This window comes from Flavobacterium sp. J27 (assembly GCF_004303025.1).
In the GTDB taxonomy this organism is placed as follows: domain Bacteria; phylum Bacteroidota; class Bacteroidia; order Flavobacteriales; family Flavobacteriaceae; genus Flavobacterium.
The window spans coordinates 263,613-280,986 of sequence record NZ_PJQW01000004.1; the positions used below are offsets into that span (position 1 = coordinate 263,613).

Consider the following 17,374-nt stretch of genomic DNA (forward strand, 5'->3'; position numbering starts at 1 on the left):
AGATTTGAAAGTTAAAAAGAAAAGCGGTTTTTCACTGTTGCTAAAAAGGAGTTTTTTAGTTGCTGTTTTGGTTTTGTCTTTTTATTACTTTTGTCCTAGGAGTGCATTGCCAGATAATGCAAAAATTGATTTGATAATTGTTTATAAATCAAAAAGGAAGTTAGTCGTATATTCTAAAGAAAAAATAGTAAAAACCTATTCTATTGCTTTGGGAAAAAATCCTATTGGTGATAAACAATTTGAAGGTGACTTAAAAACTCCAGAAGGAATTTATTTTATACAAGATAAAAACCCTAATAGTGGGTATTATAAAAATTTAGGAATTTCATATCCTAATAAAAAGGATATTGAAAAAGCAAAAAAAATAGGTAAACCAGTAGGAGGTGATATAAAGATTCACGGATTGAAAAACAAAATGGGTTTTATAGGAAAGTTTCACAGATGGACTGATTGGACATTAGGATGTATTGCTCTTACAAATGATGAAGTTGAAGAACTATATAATTATGTTCCTATAGGTACAAAAATTGAAATTTTACCTTAAAAATTGAAAAATAAAATGGAAGGTTTTACAAATAAAACAATTACTATTTCAAGTTTACTAAAATTTGAAGACACAGAATTACAATCCTTACAAAAAAAATATTTTTTTGTAATGGTACTGCAAAGAAGTTTATTCTTCCTCATATTATTAGGTGCTTTATTGATGGTGTATTTTTTTAATTCTAATAGTGGTGTTTTTGAAGGAAAGTTAAGCTATGTAATGATAGGATGGAGTTTTTTTATTTTACTAAGTTTTCTATATTTAAGGATAAGTTTTAGTAAAAAAGGGTTTGCTTTACGCGAACATGATGTTATTTTTAAATCGGGAGTAATTAGTGAAACTACTGTTATTGTTACAAATAATAGAGTGCAACATGTGGCTTTACACCAAGGATTACTTTCTAGAATGTTTGGATTAGCATCTATCGAATTATTTACAGCTGGTGGAAGCTCGAGTGATTTAAAAATTAACGGGCTTTTATTAGAAGATGCTAAAAAAATAAAAGAAAGTGTTTCTGAAAAAATAATTGAAATTACTGAAGAACAAAAAGAAATTACAGCCGATGAGTTGAGAGAAATTGAAAATCAATCAGATGTTTCATCTGATTTAAACGGTGATACAGATGTCTTTAACTAAATTTGATTTTTCTGTTCCTCAAAGACAATCGCTAGTTGGTGTATTTGTTTTATTTGCTAATACCTTACAAAAATCGGTAAGAGCTTTTTGGCCTATTATCATTGTCTTCTTATTCAAGAATAAAAATTATGAACCGTTCCAAGTTTATATCAGTATTTTTGGAATTATTGTCTTAATCAGTGTAATTGCTTTTTTACGATATTGGTTTTTTAAATTTTACATAGATTATAAATTAAAAGAATTTGTGATTGAAAATGGAATTTTTAATAAAACGAAAACCACAATACCTTTTCATAAAATTCAAAAAGTTACAATTGATCAAAGTATCATTCAAAGAATTTTTAATGTTCATAAAATAGAATTGGATACAGCTGGTAGCGATAAGAAAGAAGCTTCAATTAAAGCAATTTCTCATGACATGGCTGTTGAATTAAAGAAGAATCTTTTGGATACTAGTGCGAAAGAAAATTTTCAAGATAAGTCTGGAAATAACAATATTGAAACTTCACCTTCTTTTATCACAATTGGTTTACCAAGTCTTTTAAAAATAGGTATTACAGCTAATTATTTGGCAAGTTTTGCTTATTTAGTGTTGTTGTTTTCAACTCTTTCTGAGAATTTAAGACAAATTGGAAGAGAAGACGTTCTGCAAAGTAATTTGAATCAATTGGAACAACTTCCAGTAATGAGTTTGTTTTTTGGATTTTTGATTTTTATTATTACTGCGGTTTTACTAATAAACCTTGTATTAACAGTTGTAAAATATTACAATTTTACAATTAAAAAAGACCAAGAATCTTTTGTACTTACTTATGGGTTGTTCAATATTAAGAATACAATTATTAATCCGGAAAAAGTTCAAATTATAAAACTAACCCAAAATTTTTTTCAGAAAAAACTTAACATAAATATAATTGAAATTTTTCAGGCTTCTAGCGATATAAAAAGAGCTAGTGCTAAGGATAAAACAAAAATTCCTGGTTGTAATAAAAACGAAAAAGAAAAAATTATCAGACTTTTATTAGATCAATTACCTAATCATGAAATTGTTTTGTATCCAAATATCAGAAAACTATTAATAAACATATTGTTTTTTATAATAATACCAATAAGCTTAGGTGTTTTTATAAATTCTTTTAACCAAAGATTCTCAATAAATACAATCCTTGTTTTAACTGTTATTTATACTGTTTTAATGGGAATTATACTGTTTTTTTCTTTTAAGAATTATCGTTTATTTATATCAGATGACTATATTATAAAACAAAGTGGTGCTTGGGATATTGATCAGGAGATTATAATGCCATATAAGGTTCAAGCAATTAAAACCCATCAATTTTTTTGGCAAAAATGGACTGATATTGGTTCCGTAGTATTGTTTACTGCAGGAGGTAGAATTTCGTTTTCCACTACAAATTATACCATAATAAAGGAGCAAGTGAATAAGTGGTTATATCAAGTGGAAGTAAGTACTAAAAATTGGATGTAATAAAAGTAATATAATGATTCAACTTTCAAAATATATTGTCATTCTTTTTGCATTGTTTCTAATTTTTGCAAGTTTTTTGCTATTTTTTAAGCCATATAAAACAAAAGAAATTATCAGCAAAGCGGGAAGTACTTATTTTATCAATTATTTAGAATTGAGTATAAGATTACTTGTAGGAGTGGCATTTGTATTGTCATCAACACTAACTAAATATGCAATACAGTTTAAAATAGTTGGCTATTTTTTAATAATTTCTGCATTAATTTTAATGTTTGTACCCATAAAAAAGCATAATGAATTTTCGAGAAATGCCGCTCATAAATTACGACCAGTATATTTAAAAATAGGTGCTCCTTTCTCTCTTATAATAGCAATAATATTATTAATAGCATTTAAAAACTAATCATAAAAATGAAACATTGGATTCAAGCGGCTCGCTTAAGAACATTACCCTTATCTCTTTCAGGTATAATTGTAGGTAGTGCTTATGCTTATTATCAAGGATATATGAATTATAGTATTCTAATTTTAGCTTTTTTAACTACGTTAGGTTTACAAATATTATCTAATTATGCTAATGATTATGGAGATGGCGTAAAAGGAACTGATGAAAATAGAATTGGTGAAAAACGGATGGTTGCTGCAGGAATTATTACAGCGAAACAAATGAAAAAAGCCGTTATTACTGTAGCGATACTAACATTTATAGCAGCACTTTTACTTATTTATGTAGCCTTTGGCAAAGAAAACTTTGTGCTAAGTATGATTTTTATTCTATTAGGAATAGCTGCTATTACTGCTGCTATAAAATATACTATAGGGAGTAATGCTTATGGCTATAACGGCTTAGGTGATTTATTTGTTTTTATTTTTTTTGGATTAGTTTCTGTTATAGGTTCTAATTTTTTGTTTACCAAAATAATAGATTGGCAATTATTTTTGCCAGCAACTGCAATTGGCTTACTAAGCGTTGCAGTTTTGAATCTAAATAACATGAGAGATATTGAAAATGATAAACGAGCAGGAAAAATAACCTTAGTAGTTAAAATGGGTTTTGAAAAAGCAAAATACTACCACTATTTTTTGATTATTCTACCAATGATATTGTTTACAGTTTCTGAAGTAGTAAGAAAAGATTATCCAATAGCAGGATTGTTTTGTGGTATACTATTTATAAAACATTTATTGTTTGTTAAAAGAACAACCAATCAAATTCTCCTTGATTCTCATCTAAAAATAGTTGCCATGGGCACTTTTCTAATTAGCTTAATTTTTTTACTAAATATTATGTATTTTTAAAGGAATTAAATTAATTAAAAAATTATGACCAAACAGTACACTTTTCTATTTTTATTTTTTGTAGTATCGTCCATTGGGCAAGTAGTTGAACCTGTATTGCAATGGGCAGGTAATATTGGATCTCAAAATTCCGATGTTTCGGCAGAAATAGTGAGTGATTCGGAAGGGAATGTATATTTTACAGGAGCCTTTTATGGTACGGCTAATTTTGATATTGGAGGAGGAGTTCATACTATGAGTAATACCCATCGTTCAGCATTTATGGTAAAATATGATGGTGATGGAGAAATAGTATGGAGTGGACAATACACCACTAATTATTTAGATTGTTATGCAACTGGTTTAGGAATTGATAATAACAACAATCTTTATGCTACCGGACGTTTTTTTGGAACTGTAGATTTTGACTTTGGCCCTGGCGTACATTATATGAGTGCTAATACAACTCCACCAGCTCAGATGAATATTTATTTAACCAAGTTAAATACCGATGGTGGATTTTTATGGGCAAGACAAATACAAGGAATAGGAACAAAAACAATAGAAGCATTTACTGTTGATGCTATGGGTAATAGTTATATTACAGGTTGTTTTAATAATCCTATGACTTTCCATGACGGAACAGTTTTAACCCCACAAAACCCTATTTGGACTGGTGAAAGTTATGACATTTTTATTGCAAAATATGATACTGAAGGGAACTTATTATTTGCCAAACAAATTGGTTCTGGACCTTACACGCAAAGACCTACAGCAATAAAGATTGATGCACAAGGAAATATTTATACAGGTGGTATTTTTGTAAATACGACCGATTTTGATCCTGGTTTATCTGAATTTATTATTGCTCCGCAAACACCAAATTATATAGCTAGTTTTCTTCTAAAACTAGATTCTAATGGTAATTTTGTTTGGGTAAAAAACTTTGGTAGTACAAGTCATTTAGAATTTTCAAGCCTGTTAGTCGATACTAGCAATGCAATTTATGTCTCTGGTGGTTTTATGGGAACAACAGATTTTAACTCAGGTTCAGGTGTTAATACTTTAACAACAACACTTGGAGGAGAATTTTTTCTTTTAAAATTAGATGCTAATGGAGAATTTGTTTGGGTTAAAGGAATGAAAGCTATTGGAAGAGGTATGGAAATAATAGAAACGGAGAATCATACTATTTTAATTTCTGGTAAATTTGTGGGTACTTGTGATTTTAGTGGTGGAAATAATACGGCTTTGTTTTCTTCTCATTCTACAGCAAATTCAGACGTGTTTCTAGCTAAATATGATTTAAATGGAGATTTAAATTGGTTAAAAACTTTTGGAGGTAATGACTATATTAAGATGACTTCTTTAGATTATAATACATCTGGAGCGGTTCATTTAATTGGCTCTTTTCAAGGCTCTTTTGATTTTGGAACAACAACAGATACTTTCTCAACAACTTCTTACGGTATTACAGATTGTTTTGTAATGAAATTTGATCAAAATACATTAGGTACTGAAGAATTTGAAGTATCTAATTCGGAACTTATGATTTATCCTAACCCATCAATCAATGCGATTCATCTTGCTTTTCCAGATACTTTTGAACAAGGAAAATATAAGATTTTTTCTATAAACGGACAATTAGTGATGCAAAATGAGTTGCAAAAAAACATAAATATTAGTTCGTTGTCTTCAGGATTTTATTTTATTACTATCTTTAAAGATGATAATAGCATTACAGCAAAATTTTTGAAAGAATAAATAAAGCTGTAAGATTAAAAAATAAATAATGAAAATAACATTTTATGGTCACGCTTGTCTAGGAATTGAAGTCAACGAAGTTTCAATACTTATCGATCCTTTTATTTCAGGAAATCCAAAAGCTTCACACATTAATATCGATGCGCTTAAGGCAGATTATATTTTACTTACTCATGCGCACCAAGATCATACCCTCGATGTAGAAAGAATAGCCAAAAGAACAGATGCAGTTATTGTTTCTAATTTTGAAATTGCCTCATATTATGGTAATAAAGGGTATTCATTTCACCCAATGAATCATGGTGGTAGTTGGGATTTTGAATTTGGTGCCGTAAAATATGTAAACGCAATACACACGTCTTCTTTTCCTGATGGAACTTATGGAGGTCAACCTGGTGGATTTGTAATTGAAGGAGAAAGAAAGAATATTTACATTGCTGGAGATACTGCATTAACAATGGATATGAAATTAATTCCTTTACGAACGACATTAGATTTAGCGATTTTACCTATAGGAAGTAATTTTACCATGGATGTTGATGATGCTATTACAGCTTCCGATTTTGTACAATGTGATAAAATACTAGGTTATCATTTTGATACTTTTGGTTATATCGAAATTAACCACGATGAAGCGAAACGCAAGTTTTTTGATAAAAACAAAGATTTGATGTTATTGGAAATTGGAGCATCAATAGAACTATAATTGATTAATTCTATGCAAGCTTCTTATAAAAAGCATATTCTTAATTTTAAGAGACCCAGCGGAACGTCTAGAGGTGTTTTAACGGAAAAAGAGACATGGTTCCTTATTTTAAAGGAAAACAATAAAATAGGAGTAGGCGAGTGTGGTATACTCAGAACACTTTCAATAGATGACAGACCCGATTATGAAGAAAAACTGCAATGGGTTTGTAAAAATATACACTTAGGCAAAGAGCAACTTTGGGATGCTTTACTTGAGTTTCCTTCTATACAATTTGGAGTAGAAATGGCATTCCTTTCTTTAGCATCCAAAACACCTTTCGATTTGTTTCCATCAGCATTTACTTTAGGTACTCAAAGTATAGAAATTAATGGTTTGGTTTGGATGGGGGAAGAGGGTTTTATGAGAACTCAAATTGAAGAAAAATTAGCACAAGGTTTTCGTTGTATCAAATTAAAAATTGGAGCTATAGATTTTCAAAAAGAATTGGGTTTGTTAGGGTTTATTAGACAACATTTTGATGAAAAAACCATAGAAATAAGAGTAGATGCTAATGGTGCTTTTACTTTAAATGAAGCTTTAAGTAAGTTAAATCAACTTTCTGAATATAAATTACATAGCATTGAACAACCTATCAAAAAAAATAATACTGACAGTATGGCAGAACTATGTAAAAACACCCCTTTGCCTATTGCTTTAGATGAAGAATTGATTGGTGTCTTTGGAGCAGAAAATAAACTCAAATTACTGCATAAAATTGTACCACAATACATCATTTTAAAACCTAGTTTAATAGGTGGTTTTAAAGGAACTTTAGAATGGATTCATATTGCAGAAAAATTAAAGATACAATGGTGGATTACTTCTGCTTTAGAAAGTAATATTGGTTTAAATGCAATTACTCAATTTACCTATACATTGCAAAATTCATTGCCTCAAGGTTTAGGAACGGGAGGCTTATATACGAATAATTTTGATTGTCCTTTAGAGGTTAACAATGGAAAAATAAGTTATAATATAAATACATCTTGGGATGTACCTTGGTTAAAATAAAAAGAGTCGGCAATTTGCCAACTCTTTTTATTTATTTCGCATTGTAATAGTTTATACTATTTTATTTATTTTTTTTCAGTGTCGATATCAACTTCTGTTTTATTCTCTCCGTCTTTATTAGAATATTCAACACCATCACTACTAATACTTAATGAAGTACCGTCATTTTCTTCGGGTTGCTTTTCTTTTTCTATCACAACTGTTTCGGTCTTTTCCACTACTTGTGGCTCTTCGTTTTGTTCTTTACAACTCACACTTGCTAAAATAACTAAGGAAGCTATAATTACTGTTACTTTTTTCATAATTATTTATTTTAAAATTCATAGGTGCAAGTTAAGTGCGTTTCTATAAAAAGTTCTTATGGCATTTTTTTAGATTGTTATATAATTTCCATTTTGTTTATTTTGTTTTAATTATGTAGTCTTATTTCATTTAAAAGATTAATTAGAATAATGTATTTTTGTAATCCAAATAGAATATCATGTTTCGATTAAAATTACCAACAGACCCAAGATGGGCTAATATTGCAGAAGGAAATTTAGAAGAAATTCTTACTGATCATGCTTGGTGTGAACAAAAAGCAGCATCCAACGCAATTATGTTAATTACTATGCTTCCTGAATATACTGAAATTACTACCGAACTTACTAAAATAGCTAAAGAAGAATTAGATCATTTTGAGCAAGTACACGAAATTATTAAAGCAAGAGGCTGGGTTTTAGGTCGTGAAAGAAAAGATAGCTACGTGAATGATTTGTTTAAATTTATGAAACCGGGTAATCGGAAACATATTATAGTAGAACGCATGCTCTTTGCGGCGATGATTGAAGCTAGAAGCTGTGAGCGTTTTAAAGTGTTGTCTGAGAATATTAAAGACCAAGATTTGGCTACTTTTTATAGGGAATTGATGATATCCGAAGCCAACCATTATACTGCTTTTTTACAATTTGCAAATGATTTAGCGGAAGACGGATATGATGTAAAAAAACGTTGGGAAGAATGGTTAGAACATGAAGCTAAAGTAATAGCAAGTTATGGAACAGGTGAAGCCATTCATGGGTAGTTTACAGCTAACGGTTCTCAGTTTACAGTTTTTAACTTAGCTTTCACCAACAACCAACAACCAACAACAAATTCCTAATTCCCATTCTTCAACGCAATCCACTTGCTCATATATTTTGTGCTTTGTAAGCTTTGATGTTGTAAGACTTGACCTAAAAAATTTTGATTCCTATGGTTGTTTAAATCGACTATTAACTCATTTATTTTGGTTATAAATTCTGTTTCAAACAATGATTTTTCGAAACGGGTGTTAATAATAGTAATTCCGTTTGATTGCGCTTGTTGCCAAACTTCTTCATTTTGGTATAATGTAATGGCTTTTTGAACAAATTCCTCTTCTGTAGAGGTAATGTATCCATTCCAATTCAGAGAGCCAGACATACCTTCAGCACCTATTTTTGAAGTAACATTTGGTAAACCCCATTGCATACTTTCTAATAACTTTCCTTTTAAACCAGCACCATAAGGTATAGGAGCTAATAGCACTTTACTACGATTAAAAACAGTAGCCACCTCATCGACACGCCCTTTTATTAAAAAACCATCTTTCTCCTGATGTAATTGTTTTGCTTTTTCGGTTATATAGGAACCGTAGATATGTAATTCAGCTTCAGGAAGGGCTTTTTTAATCGATTTCCAGCATTTTTTTAGTTGGAGTACTGTTTGCCAATTTGGTTCGTGTAAAAAGTTGCCTATGCTTATAAAATGGTTTCGATTTGAAAAACTAGGCAATTGGTTTAGCCATGTTTCTGAAATTGGTTTAACCAAAAAAGGCAAGTAATGTAAAATAGAAGTATTAACTTGAAATGTTTCAGTTAGTAATTCCATTTCGAATTCTGAAATAATCAAACTCAAATCACAACGATATATGGAGGCTAACTCTCTTTTAAAAACATCCGAAAGATAATCATCAAAAACTAATGCTCTATTTTGTTTGTAAGCAGTTTCTCTTGCTTTTCTTAAAAAATGCAAATCTTCGGTATCTAAAATTCGGACTGTTTTAGGGCAATGTTCTGCTACTCTCCAGCCATATTGTTCTTCCATCATAAAACGATCAAAAAGCACGATGGAAGGTTGAAGAGATTGAATTAAATTGTCAAAACTATCATGATTTAATTGAATAAAATGCGTATCAATATGTTGTGATTCCAATGGAAAACTAAACTCAGATTGTTTTGCAGAAGATAAAAAACTAATTCGATATTCTTCTTTTTGAAACAAAGCAATCAATTGCAGCATTCTACTTCCAGCAGCGGTTGAATTTGGTTCAGGCCAAACGGTTCCTATGATAACGAGGTGTTTTTGCATAACGCAAATTTAAAATTTTGAACTTAGAATTTAGAATGAAATGATTTTTTTTAGTGATTTGTATTTAGCGGTCCGTAATTCGTAATTGATAATTCGTAATTTTGAAACTATAATTTATTTCCATGTCATTTTTTACGTATTGCCCTAATTGTAAATCCACTCATTTTACTTTTGAAAACAATTTTAGATTTCAATGTAACGATTGTGATTTTGTTTATTATCATAATATTGCTGCTGCAGTAGCAGTTATTTTTACTTTTGAAGAAGCGGTTTTATTTACGGTTCGAAATGTAGATCCAGATAAAGGAAAATTAGATTTACCAGGAGGTTTTATTGATCCTAAAGAAACGGCTGAAGAAGCGGCTTGTAGAGAAATTAAAGAAGAATTGGGAATAACTGTTTCAACGCAAGACTTAAGATATATTACCACTTCACCAAACGATTATTTATATAAAAATGTGCCTTATCGTACGATGGATATTTTTTATGAATGTCCTTTGGTCTCAAAAACAGTTTCAGTTACAGCGAAAGATGAAATTCAGGAATTAATTTGGCTAAATAAAAAAGAGATTAACTTAGAAAGAATTGGTTTTAAGTCAATTCGTAAGGTTATAGGTGAATTTTATTGTCAATGATTACTTAAATGTTGAAGACTACTCTTACTTATATATGCTTATTATTTATTGTAGTTTTAGGTTTTTCTAAAGAAGAACCTTTATCAATTCAGGTTTCTTATTTAGAGGATTCAAAGCATATTCTTGCTATTGAGGATATAATTCATTTAAAATTTATTTCTGTAGTAGATAAAAGTAAGTTAAATTTTGGGTTTACCAAGTCTAATTATTGGATTAAATTAGATTTAAAAGAAGTAATTCCGTATGCTAGGTATAAGATTTTAGTCAATACAATTATAAATGATTCTATTGAAGTTTATAAAAAAGGATTACATACTTTTGAGAAAACTTACTTAGGTGAAGCTTTTCAATCAAGAAATAGATATCCAACTTATTTCTTTTTATCGGAAAATGAAAATTGTACTATTTACTTTAAGATAATAGGGAGAGATCATCCTTTAATGTTGCCTTTTCAAATTACTAAAATTGAAGAGGCTGAACAATCTAATCCAGATGAATTAATTATTCTCGGTATCGTTTATGGTGTAATTTTTTTAATTCTTTTGTTAAATTTAGTTTTGTTTCTAAACACTTTGAAACGTATTTATATTTATAGTATGTTTTTTAATGTGTTTTCATTAGCAGTACTTTTTTATTTTGATGGCATCATTAAACTCTATTTTTTTCCTAATTCATTGTATTGGAACAATCAATCAATAGCTATAGCTTTTTGTGGAAGTTTTATTTTTACCAACTACTATATCGTAGAATTTTTAAATTTAAGGCAACATAAAAAAATAGTTACTACTTATTTTGCACTTATAAATTGTGCTTTCTTGTTCATATTATTAATGTCTTTTTGGCATCCTATTGGATACAACTGGTATTTAAAAAGCAATTTAGTACTAACTACTGTTGAAGTTCTTTTATTATTCTATTCCATTCTGTGCATTAGAAAAAAAGAGAAAGATTATTTTTATATACAGCTTGTTAGTGTTATAAGTCTCAATGTATTTGGAACAATTACTCAATGTACTTTTTTGGGTTTGCTATCCATTAATTTTCTGACAAATCATTCGGTACATTTTGTGATTTTACCACAAATTTTAATTCAAGCCTTTGCTTTAGGGACGCGATTTTCAATTTTAATAAAACAACAAGTAATCATGCGTAAGTCGCTTCAAGAATCCGCCCAAGTGTATTCTCAATCTTTAATAAATACGATTGAAGAAGAAAGAAGAAGGTTGTCAAAAGATTTTCATGATAGTATAGGTCAAAATTTATTGGTAATTAGAAACAGTATGATTCGAATGAGAAAAGATAATATTGAAGATAAGCATCGCGAAAAATTAAAAGAATTAATGCATATTACTTCAGATACGTTAGATGAAATAAGAACGATTTCACAAAATTTAAGGCCTACTATGCTCGATTCGATTGGGTTAACAGCTTCCATAGAAAGTATGATTAGGAAGTTAAACGAAGTGGTAGAAATAAATTTTAAGTTAGATTGTCCTCAACCGATTGATCATTTAGTGCAAAACGAGTTAGAAATTAATATTTATAGAATACTCCAAGAATTAACGAACAATAGTATAAAACATGCTAAAGCTCAAAATGTAGCTATTACCATTGGTAAAGAAAATAAAATACTTTTAATAAGTGTTGCAGATGATGGAATTGGATTTGATATTAATTTTAAAGATTATATGCATCCAAAGAATGGTTTATCATCTATAAAAGAACGAACGAATATTCTCAACGGGAAATTTAATATCGATAGTTCAGAAAATAAAGGAACAAAAGTCACTATTTTAATTCCAATAGATAAATAAAACAAAATAACAACCATGATGGATAAACTAAATGTACTATTAGTAGATGATCATCCTATTTTTTTAAAAGGCTTAGTTGAGGTAATTCAGGATGCGTTTCCAGATTTCATAATACATTCATTTACATTTCCTGAAGAAGCACTTGCAAAGGCGATAAAAGAAAAATTTGATTTGGTTATTTCAGATTTAGATATGCCAAAAATGAATGGAATTACTTTAATTACAGAAGTAAAAAAATGGTTCCCCAAGGTTTTAACCATACTTTTAACCATGCATAAAGAGCAAGATATTATGCGTGCTGCATTAATAAATGGAATAGATGGCTATGTATTAAAAGATGATGTTGTGGATGAACTAGTTATAGCTATAGAAGAGGTATTAAAAGGAAACAAATATATCTCTGAATTAGAAGTCATCAATGAAAATGAAGATCAAAAGGAAGAATTAAAATCATTAACTAAGACAGAATTGTTGGTTTTAAAGGGTATTTCAGAAAATAAAACCAGCAAAGAAATAGCTACTCATCTCTTTGTAAGTATAAAGACAATTCAAAATCATCGCCATAACATTTCTCAAAAATTGCGATTAAAAGGAAGTAATAATCTTTTAAAATTTGCTATAAACAATAAACACCTGCTTTAAGCTGGTATATTAATATGAGTAGGACTACCTATTTCAGTTATGCTGTTTAGTTTATTTCTTTGAAGTATCAAATTCTTATTAATAAGTCTTTAAATCTAAGGTTAGCTTGGCCATCTAACTCCTTAAAGAATTAAAAAGTAGAGTTCAGAAACTACAAAAAAAACGAAGCGTAATCCGAAAAGCTATATGAGTAGGTAGAACAAATAAATAATTTATAACATGAAAAATTCTATTCAACTTCCAGAAAATAATCAAAGCATCATCTTAGAAACAGGTGATATAATCACTTTAAAAGCAGACAATGGTAAATATCTTAGTAGAGTGGAGTATGTAGGGGTTAAACAAGCGATTGAAGCTACTAAAGATAGCGTAGATATATATTGCAAATTTGAAGTTCTCGTCCATAAAGATTTAAAAATTTCTCTAAAGGCAGATAATAAAGCTTGGCTTAGTAGGATAACTAGAGGAAGTGATGAAGAACCAATTGAAGCCATCAAAATGGATTCTTCTGATATTACTACTCAATTTAAGGTTATGCAACTTTCTAATACTAATGGGGAATTTTTTATTGCCCTACAAGCTGATAATTTTAGATGGATTAGTAGAATTGATCGACAAACAGAAAGAGGAAAGCAAACTATTGAAGCAGCTAGAGTTAAAACAGGTATCGATGTACATTGTATGTTTAAAATTGAAAAACTAAGATGATAAATTAAAAAAATGAAAGCATCAAAAGAGAATTAATATAATTTTTAATTTGTTGTAAAAAAAGTAGTTAATCTAGACATAGATTAACTACTTTTTCATTTTATGTAGAATTTAGGAATTCTTTTAAAGAGTATAGTGCAACTATAATATTTGTGCAATAGCAAATGGCATGATTTATTTGCAGTAACAATATCTTTAATTAACCGTATCTTTTTTTGGAACAATCATCGGTTTAGGTGTTGCCACAGGCTTTGTTGTAACTGCTTTCGGAGTACCATTTTTATAGGTCACTGGAATTAAAATTTCGGTGATAAACTCTGATGGATTTGTCGTATTTGAACGGTCTTTTTTGCGTATTTCTGAAATAAAATTATTTTTATCTAACGTATATTCTTCATTTTCAGTTATAAAATTCATTCCTTTTTCCCACGCCTCTTTTCTATGATAGTAACTTCCTTTTAGCGTAATTTTTAAAGCACTATATTCTTCTTGATAATGACCCGTAATATCACTTAAAGGTGTTGTTAAAATTTCTTCTTCAATAGGAACACAAGCAGCAAAATAAAGTGGTTCTTGTAAGCTCCAACCTGCAAATTGAATAAAAGCATCTCCATTAATTACAATATCATTCTGTTTTACAAAGTCTTGCACATTCTGAAGTGCTTTATTTGTTTTAATAGGAAAATCAGCCGTACTACTAGAATCTTTTTGTTTAATATAATAACTAGCATGATTGTTTATTACGCCATTAATAAGAATGTTATAATTCGTAATTTCGTTAACCAAATAATCATTAATATCTTCTAACCCTTGTTCTAATTTTGAAGTATATAAAAATTCATTACCACCTCTAAAAAAGGCAACTAATTTTTCTTTGAAGCTTAAATCTCCTTTAATACCCCATGTAACTTTAGTTTCAGCTCCATTACCATCAAATTTCCAATATAAATCATATTTTTTATCTCCTTCTTCTTTTACTTGAAAAATAGAGTCATTAAGATAAACATTGGTCGTCATGATTTTAGTTTCGTTCCATTGCATAAAAGCCCCTTCACCCGAAGGTATTTCAGAAAGAGAAATTTTTATTTTTGAATTTAGATCTGGATACCAATTATTCCAATTTTTATAATTATTAATGTATTGAAATACCGTATTTTTAGGAGTGTTTATTGTTTTTTCACTTTTATAATCAAAAGAATTTGGTTGGGTTGCAACAAAAACAATAAAAGCGATAAAAAGTAATAATAAAAGGAGAAAAATATATTTTGCTATTCTCATTGTTATGGAAAATTTGTGGTTCTCCAAATATATAAAATTAATCTTTTAAATAGAATTTTATAAAAAATAATAAGCCAATGAATAACAGAAAACCAAATAGAATCCAATAGGTACCTTTATATTGCTGTTTCATCTCTTTTAAGTCTTTTCGATAGACATAAATCATAGTTATAATAAAAGCAATAACAAAGAATATGGCAAAATATTGTTGACCTGTTGAAAACATAATTATAAATTTTTTACAAAAGTATGAAATGAAATAGGCATTTGAATACATTTACAGGAATAAAATACATGAATAATGAAAAAACAATTAGAAGCAGTAGCCTTATTTCATAAAACATACGGTCTAGGTGTAAGTAATGAATTGAAAGCAGATTTAGGTGAACAAAAAAACCAACTGCGATTTGAATTAATGAAAGAAGAAAACGAAGAGTATTTAGAAGCGGTTCAAAATAACGATATGGTTGAAATAGCCGATGCTTTAGGAGATATGTTGTATATTTTATGTGGAACTATTTTAGAACATGGCTTACAACATAAAATAGAAGAAGTTTTTGATGAAATTCAAAGAAGCAATATGAGTAAGTTAGGGGAAGATGGCAAACCAATTTATCGTGAAGATGGTAAAGTAATGAAAGGACCTAATTATTTTAAACCTAATTTTGAGCCTATTTTAAAATAAAACCTTTTAAACATAAAAAAGCGGTTTCCATTGGAAACCGCTTTTTACATTTTAAAACGTATTGAAATTTTCATTCTATTACCAAGGAATTTCTCCCGTTTCTGGATTGGTCTCTTCACAGAAAAACTTACCTGTAGGCCCTTTATCATCTATAATTGCATATTTAACAATGCGTTTCCCAGCATCTTCTACTGTACCTGTGCCATGATGATTATTGAAATCTGTTTTAGTAAATCCAGGACTTACAGCATTTATTTTAAAATGAGTATCACGCAATTCATAAGCTAAATTAACCGTATACATATTTAATGCCGATTTTGAAGATAAATAAACGGCTCCTTTAAAGTGGTAATATTTATATGTTGGATCACTATGTAGCGCAATAGACCCTTGACTGGAACTAACCATCACAATTCGGGGTTGTGATGCCTTTTGTAAAAGATCTAAGAAGGCTTGAGTAACTCTAATTACACCATAAACATTGGTTTCATACACTTCTTTAAATACTGCTACACTAGTATCTGTGGCAGTTTGAGGAATAAAATTTCCATCAACATCAAACTTAGCTCCGCTAATACCTGCATTATTTATAAGCACGTCTAAAACAGCTGTTTTTTTCCCTATAGCCATTCGAGCGTTTTGTACCGAATTATAATTTGTTACATCTATAGCAATAGGGGTTACATTAGTTAATCCTTCTGCATGCAATTGTGCTACTGCTTGTTGCCCGTTTTCTAAATTTCTGCTTCCAAGATATACATAATACCCCAGTTGTAGTAACTGTCTTGCTGTTTCGAAACCAATACTTTTATTGGCTCCAGTTATAAATGCTGTTTTCATTTTTTATAATTTTAAATTGATACTGCAAAGTTGCATCAACCAAAAATGAAAAAGTTTACCATTTGGTAAAAAGCAATTTTATCGAATATTTTTTCGTATTCTACTTAACGATTGTTGTGTAATTCCTAAATAAGAAGCTATGTGAGAAAGAGGCACTCGATTTGCCAGAGTTGGGAATTTCTCTAAAAAGGTAAGATAACGAGTAGTGGCATCTTCTGAAACTAACGAACTCCTTCTGTCTAATTTTTCGGTTAAACCTTTCTGAAAAATCTTATTCGCAATTTTGTCCCAACCTATAATGGTATTTGACAGTTCGTTCCAATCTTTTTGAGAAAAAACAAGCAATTTGCAATCAGTAATTGCTTGAATGTATTCGGTTAGTGGTTCGCTTTTATAAGGATTGGCAAACAAATGATTTTCATCAATAAAATATTTCGTAATTTCATCTCCCTTTTTGTTGTAATAATAAATACGAAAAATACCTTCAATAATGTAAACTACCTCATTAAAGGCATTGCCTGCTTCTATGAGATACTCTTCTTTACGAAGTTGTATTTCCGTTGTCTTGCTTGAAATGAGTTCAATTTGTTGTGGATTGAGATTTCCAAACTGCAATAAATAAGTTATTAATTCTTTCATTCTTGCAAAATTAACAATTGGTATGAGTTGCCATTTACCATTTGGTAAAAAATAACGTTACAGGCTTCTTTTTGGTAAAAGATAAAGTTTATTTTCTTAAATACACATCTGTCTCCTTCAGTAAAACCATTTCTTTTTACAAATTCTTTGAATTGCTTTTTGGTTGGTTTTAATACAAATGGTTTTACAGTATCTTTTTTACTTTCGGTTAACGTTTCCAATAGTGTTATTTCACTTTCAGAAATGATGGTATTGATATATAACTGGCCTTTTTGTAAGAATAGTTTTTGCAC

Annotated in this window: 21 protein-coding genes; 14 read left to right on the forward strand and 7 right to left on the reverse strand. The window is 29.4% G+C overall.

Features of this window, described 5'->3' with window-relative positions:
• Positions 1-4 precede the first annotated feature (4 nt).
• The 8 genes from CX675_RS07620 to CX675_RS07655 are packed head-to-tail and all read left to right on the forward strand — an operon-like array spanning position 5 to position 7,470.
• Positions 5-544 carry a murein L,D-transpeptidase family protein gene (locus tag CX675_RS07620; protein WP_240723610.1) on the forward strand — a complete coding sequence of 180 codons (540 nt, stop codon included), beginning with the start codon at positions 5-7 and terminating at the stop codon, positions 542-544.
• Between the two features lie 3 nt (positions 545-547).
• A complete protein-coding gene (locus CX675_RS07625) occupies positions 548-1,180 on the forward strand; it encodes a PH domain-containing protein (RefSeq protein WP_130734630.1) in 633 nt (210 codons plus the stop codon).
• Positions 1,167-2,669: a PH domain-containing protein gene (locus tag CX675_RS07630; RefSeq protein ID WP_130734631.1), complete on the forward strand. Its 1,503-nt coding sequence runs from the start codon at positions 1,167-1,169 to the stop codon at positions 2,667-2,669. Before CX675_RS07625 ends, CX675_RS07630 begins: the two co-directional genes overlap by 14 nt.
• Before the next feature lie 13 nt (positions 2,670-2,682).
• Positions 2,683-3,072: a hypothetical protein gene (locus CX675_RS07635; protein WP_130734632.1), complete on the forward strand. Its 390-nt coding sequence runs from the start codon at positions 2,683-2,685 to the stop codon at positions 3,070-3,072.
• Positions 3,073-3,080: 8 nt separating this feature from the next.
• On the forward strand, positions 3,081-3,968 hold the full coding sequence (menA, locus tag CX675_RS07640) for a 1,4-dihydroxy-2-naphthoate octaprenyltransferase (RefSeq protein ID WP_370277629.1): 888 nt from the start codon (positions 3,081-3,083) through the stop codon (positions 3,966-3,968).
• Positions 3,969-3,992: 24 nt separating this feature from the next.
• Positions 3,993-5,711 carry a T9SS type A sorting domain-containing protein gene (locus CX675_RS07645; RefSeq protein WP_130734634.1) on the forward strand — a complete coding sequence of 573 codons (1,719 nt, stop codon included), beginning with the start codon at positions 3,993-3,995 and terminating at the stop codon, positions 5,709-5,711.
• Between the two features lie 28 nt (positions 5,712-5,739).
• Entirely contained in the window at positions 5,740-6,417 is a 678-nt protein-coding gene (locus tag CX675_RS07650) for a metal-dependent hydrolase (protein WP_130734635.1), read from the forward strand.
• Positions 6,418-6,429: 12 nt separating this feature from the next.
• Positions 6,430-7,470, forward strand: coding sequence for an o-succinylbenzoate synthase (locus tag CX675_RS07655; protein WP_130734708.1), 1,041 nt, complete (start codon positions 6,430-6,432; stop codon positions 7,468-7,470).
• Between the two features lie 65 nt (positions 7,471-7,535).
• Here the strand turns inward: CX675_RS07655 and CX675_RS07660 are convergent, their stop codons facing one another.
• Complete coding sequence (locus CX675_RS07660; RefSeq protein WP_130734636.1) at positions 7,536-7,772, reverse strand: hypothetical protein; 237 nt, start codon at positions 7,770-7,772, stop codon at positions 7,536-7,538.
• 179 nt (positions 7,773-7,951) lie between these two features.
• Here CX675_RS07660 and CX675_RS07665 point away from each other — a divergent pair, with 179 nt between their 5' ends.
• The gene (locus CX675_RS07665; protein WP_130734637.1) at positions 7,952-8,533 is read left to right on the forward strand and encodes a tRNA-(ms[2]io[6]A)-hydroxylase; all 582 of its coding nucleotides are present in this window, start codon (positions 7,952-7,954) and stop codon (positions 8,531-8,533) included.
• A 74-nt stretch (positions 8,534-8,607) separates the two neighbouring features.
• On the opposite strand, the gene CX675_RS07670 is transcribed toward CX675_RS07665, so the two are convergent.
• Positions 8,608-9,840 carry a glycosyltransferase gene (locus CX675_RS07670; RefSeq protein ID WP_130734638.1) on the reverse strand — a complete coding sequence of 411 codons (1,233 nt, stop codon included), beginning with the start codon at positions 9,838-9,840 and terminating at the stop codon, positions 8,608-8,610.
• Between the two features lie 122 nt (positions 9,841-9,962).
• Here CX675_RS07670 and CX675_RS07675 point away from each other — a divergent pair, with 122 nt between their 5' ends.
• The 4 genes from CX675_RS07675 to CX675_RS07690 all read left to right on the forward strand — a co-directional run bounded on the left by CX675_RS07675 (position 9,963) and on the right by CX675_RS07690 (position 13,639).
• Positions 9,963-10,475 carry an NUDIX domain-containing protein gene (locus CX675_RS07675; RefSeq protein ID WP_130734639.1) on the forward strand — a complete coding sequence of 171 codons (513 nt, stop codon included), beginning with the start codon at positions 9,963-9,965 and terminating at the stop codon, positions 10,473-10,475.
• Between the two features lie 8 nt (positions 10,476-10,483).
• Complete coding sequence (locus CX675_RS07680) at positions 10,484-12,289, forward strand: 7TM diverse intracellular signaling domain-containing protein (protein WP_130734640.1); 1,806 nt, start codon at positions 10,484-10,486, stop codon at positions 12,287-12,289.
• A 15-nt stretch (positions 12,290-12,304) separates the two neighbouring features.
• A complete protein-coding gene (locus CX675_RS07685) occupies positions 12,305-12,931 on the forward strand; it encodes a response regulator transcription factor (protein WP_130734641.1) in 627 nt (208 codons plus the stop codon).
• Positions 12,932-13,150: 219 nt separating this feature from the next.
• Positions 13,151-13,639: a hypothetical protein gene (locus CX675_RS07690; RefSeq protein ID WP_130734642.1), complete on the forward strand. Its 489-nt coding sequence runs from the start codon at positions 13,151-13,153 to the stop codon at positions 13,637-13,639.
• Positions 13,640-13,834: 195 nt separating this feature from the next.
• Here the strand turns inward: CX675_RS07690 and CX675_RS07695 are convergent, their stop codons facing one another.
• Both CX675_RS07695 and CX675_RS07700 read right to left on the reverse strand, forming a co-directional pair.
• A complete protein-coding gene (locus CX675_RS07695; RefSeq protein WP_130734643.1) occupies positions 13,835-14,917 on the reverse strand; it encodes a hypothetical protein in 1,083 nt (360 codons plus the stop codon).
• 37 nt (positions 14,918-14,954) lie between these two features.
• Positions 14,955-15,143 carry a hypothetical protein gene (locus CX675_RS07700; RefSeq protein WP_130734644.1) on the reverse strand — a complete coding sequence of 63 codons (189 nt, stop codon included), beginning with the start codon at positions 15,141-15,143 and terminating at the stop codon, positions 14,955-14,957.
• A 75-nt stretch (positions 15,144-15,218) separates the two neighbouring features.
• Here CX675_RS07700 and CX675_RS07705 point away from each other — a divergent pair, with 75 nt between their 5' ends.
• Positions 15,219-15,602 carry a MazG nucleotide pyrophosphohydrolase domain-containing protein gene (locus tag CX675_RS07705; protein ID WP_130734645.1) on the forward strand — a complete coding sequence of 128 codons (384 nt, stop codon included), beginning with the start codon at positions 15,219-15,221 and terminating at the stop codon, positions 15,600-15,602.
• A gap of 78 nt (positions 15,603-15,680) precedes the next feature.
• On the opposite strand, the gene CX675_RS07710 is transcribed toward CX675_RS07705, so the two are convergent.
• From CX675_RS07710 to CX675_RS07720, 3 genes are all read right to left on the reverse strand, one after another.
• A complete protein-coding gene (locus CX675_RS07710) occupies positions 15,681-16,442 on the reverse strand; it encodes an SDR family oxidoreductase (RefSeq protein ID WP_130734646.1) in 762 nt (253 codons plus the stop codon).
• A 78-nt stretch (positions 16,443-16,520) separates the two neighbouring features.
• Entirely contained in the window at positions 16,521-17,081 is a 561-nt protein-coding gene (locus tag CX675_RS07715; protein ID WP_130734647.1) for a Crp/Fnr family transcriptional regulator, read from the reverse strand.
• On the reverse strand, positions 17,078-17,374 hold the full coding sequence (locus CX675_RS07720) for a hypothetical protein (RefSeq protein WP_130734648.1): 297 nt from the start codon (positions 17,372-17,374) through the stop codon (positions 17,078-17,080). The genes CX675_RS07715 and CX675_RS07720 overlap by 4 nt, the downstream gene beginning before the upstream one ends.

Excerpts from the sequence above, each read along its gene's own strand:
- CX675_RS07630 (WP_130734631.1), top strand. The coding sequence starts at position 1,167 with ATGTCTTTAACTAAATTTGATTTTTCTGTTCCTCAAAGACAATCGCTA.
- CX675_RS07635 (WP_130734632.1), top strand. The coding sequence starts at position 2,683 with ATGATTCAACTTTCAAAATATATTGTCATTCTTTTTGCATTGTTTCTA.
- menA (WP_370277629.1), top strand. The coding sequence starts at position 3,081 with ATGAAACATTGGATTCAAGCGGCTCGCTTAAGAACATTACCCTTATCT.
- CX675_RS07645 (WP_130734634.1), top strand. The coding sequence starts at position 3,993 with ATGACCAAACAGTACACTTTTCTATTTTTATTTTTTGTAGTATCGTCC.
- CX675_RS07650 (WP_130734635.1), top strand. The coding sequence starts at position 5,740 with ATGAAAATAACATTTTATGGTCACGCTTGTCTAGGAATTGAAGTCAAC.
- CX675_RS07655 (WP_130734708.1), top strand. The coding sequence starts at position 6,430 with ATGCAAGCTTCTTATAAAAAGCATATTCTTAATTTTAAGAGACCCAGC.
- CX675_RS07660 (WP_130734636.1), bottom strand. The coding sequence starts at position 7,772 with ATGAAAAAAGTAACAGTAATTATAGCTTCCTTAGTTATTTTAGCAAGT.
- CX675_RS07665 (WP_130734637.1), top strand. The coding sequence starts at position 7,952 with ATGTTTCGATTAAAATTACCAACAGACCCAAGATGGGCTAATATTGCA.
- CX675_RS07670 (WP_130734638.1), bottom strand. The coding sequence starts at position 9,840 with ATGCAAAAACACCTCGTTATCATAGGAACCGTTTGGCCTGAACCAAAT.
- CX675_RS07675 (WP_130734639.1), top strand. The coding sequence starts at position 9,963 with ATGTCATTTTTTACGTATTGCCCTAATTGTAAATCCACTCATTTTACT.
- CX675_RS07680 (WP_130734640.1), top strand. The coding sequence starts at position 10,484 with ATGTTGAAGACTACTCTTACTTATATATGCTTATTATTTATTGTAGTT.
- CX675_RS07685 (WP_130734641.1), top strand. The coding sequence starts at position 12,305 with ATGATGGATAAACTAAATGTACTATTAGTAGATGATCATCCTATTTTT.
- CX675_RS07690 (WP_130734642.1), top strand. The coding sequence starts at position 13,151 with ATGAAAAATTCTATTCAACTTCCAGAAAATAATCAAAGCATCATCTTA.
- CX675_RS07695 (WP_130734643.1), bottom strand. The coding sequence starts at position 14,917 with ATGAGAATAGCAAAATATATTTTTCTCCTTTTATTATTACTTTTTATC.
- CX675_RS07700 (WP_130734644.1), bottom strand. The coding sequence starts at position 15,143 with ATGTTTTCAACAGGTCAACAATATTTTGCCATATTCTTTGTTATTGCT.
- CX675_RS07705 (WP_130734645.1), top strand. The coding sequence starts at position 15,219 with ATGAAAAAACAATTAGAAGCAGTAGCCTTATTTCATAAAACATACGGT.
- CX675_RS07710 (WP_130734646.1), bottom strand. The coding sequence starts at position 16,442 with ATGAAAACAGCATTTATAACTGGAGCCAATAAAAGTATTGGTTTCGAA.
- CX675_RS07715 (WP_130734647.1), bottom strand. The coding sequence starts at position 17,081 with ATGAAAGAATTAATAACTTATTTATTGCAGTTTGGAAATCTCAATCCA.